General features: G+C 59.1%; 3 protein-coding genes. All 3 read right to left on the reverse strand.

The window, feature by feature from the left end:
* On the reverse strand, positions 1-370 hold a 370-nt coding region (locus tag WA989_RS14340), incomplete at its 3' end, for a TatD family hydrolase (RefSeq protein ID WP_424341165.1).
* A gap of 12 nt (positions 371-382) precedes the next feature.
* A complete protein-coding gene (locus WA989_RS14345) occupies positions 383-1,327 on the reverse strand; it encodes a DNA polymerase III subunit delta' (RefSeq protein ID WP_424341166.1) in 945 nt (314 codons plus the stop codon).
* On the reverse strand, positions 1,324-1,633 hold a 310-nt coding region (locus WA989_RS14350; protein ID WP_424341167.1), incomplete at its 5' end, for a dTMP kinase. The genes WA989_RS14345 and WA989_RS14350, both read right to left, overlap by 4 nt.

The raw sequence follows: 1,633 nt of genomic DNA on the forward strand, positions 1-1,633 counted from the left end.
GCGGCAGGCCTGTATGCCGCGCCGCATAGATATGGCGCCGGAAGTTGGCAATCTGCTCCGCCTCCGCCGAGTAGCCATAGTGGAAATCAAGGCCCGTTTCGCCAATCGCAACCGTCTTCGGGTCATCCGCCGCCTGCAGCAGCTCTGATACTTTCAGGTCCGGAAAGTCCTTGGCGTGGTGCGGGTGGACGCCGACCGTATTCCAGATGTCATCATTGGCTTCGGCGATGGCTTTCACAGCCGGATAATTGTCGAACCGGTCACAAATGGCGAGCATACGCGTGACGCCAGCGCCTCGCGCACGCGCAAGGACCTCTTCGAGGTCGTCTTTGAACGCTTCAGCGTGCAGGTTTACATGCGTATCGAACATGGTCTGAGCGCTCTAGCGCGTGTCGAATGCTGATTGAAGGGAGCCGAGCATCTTCGATGCAGCCTGAAGCGCGGTGAGGTGAAGATTGCGCTGTTCTGCCAGGATGTGCTGACTTTCATACCAGACGTCCGACCAGGAAGGCTCCTGACCGGATTTCGCCTCCAGCCAGGAAAGGATCTCACTGGCAAATACCCTGAATGTCGTGTCGTCTTCGCCGGCTTTGAGCAGCGCGTTCGACAGCACAGCTTCATTAGCAGACGGCATGGCCTTCAGCAGATCGCGCGCGGCGACCGAGGCGGCCAGAGTTTTTGGCCCTGTGAGCTGCTCGGCGCGGCCCGGCCGGCCTTTAACCAGACCAGCAGTCTGGTCTGCGTTCTCGATGCCGTTCTGGTTGAGGACGGCGAGCGTGTCGACTGGGCCGAGTGCCCGGAGCCTCAAGGTCTGGCACCTTGATCGGATCGTTGGAAGGATTGGGGTTGTCGCGTGAAAGATCAGGAAAAGCAGCGCTTTGGCCGGAGGCTCTTCAAGCGTCTTTAGCACGGCGTTGAGGCCATTTGCGTTCATTTCGTCGAGGGAATCGATGATGCCTATACGCCATCCGCCCAAGGCCGGTTTCAGGCTGAAGAAGGCGTTGAGCTCCCTGATCTGATCGACTGAAATATCCTGTTTCAGATTGCCCTTCTCGTTCAGCTCCCTCTGAACGTGTTTAAGGTCAGGATGGCCTTCGGAGAGGATTTTCTGGATCACGGGGTCGTCTTCAGGCGCGCCCGCAGGGTCGTCCCCAGACGGTTGTGCGCCGAGGAGAATTGAGGCCAGACGGGTGACGAACCGTGCCTTGCCGATACCGGATGGCCCTTCAACAATCCAGGCATGATGCAGCCGGCCGCTGTCGCGTGCCGACAGGAATTCCGCCTGGGCGGCATCATGGCCAAAGAGAGGAAGTGCGATATTCGTCAAAGGTCCAGCAGCCTGTATTTGATGGCGATCATGGCATCTGAAACGAGATCGTCCGGAGAGCCCAGCGCATTCAAGACCACGCACCGGTCCTCGTCTGCGTTTGCAATGTCGAGAAAGCTTTTGCGTACCGACTCATGAAATTCAACAGGGCGCCGTTCGAACACGTCGCTTGTGCCACGCTGCTGGCGTCTGGCGAGCAGTTGGTCGACCGGCCCGTCGAGAATCAGCGTCAAATCCGGGCGGGCCTGTTTTGTCACCTCGGCCTCCATGGCTTTCAAAACCGCTTCGGGGACGCCGCCAATGCCC

Origin of the sequence: Henriciella sp. (assembly GCF_049649345.1) — a bacterium.
Taxonomy (GTDB): Bacteria; Pseudomonadota; Alphaproteobacteria; order Caulobacterales; family Hyphomonadaceae; genus Henriciella.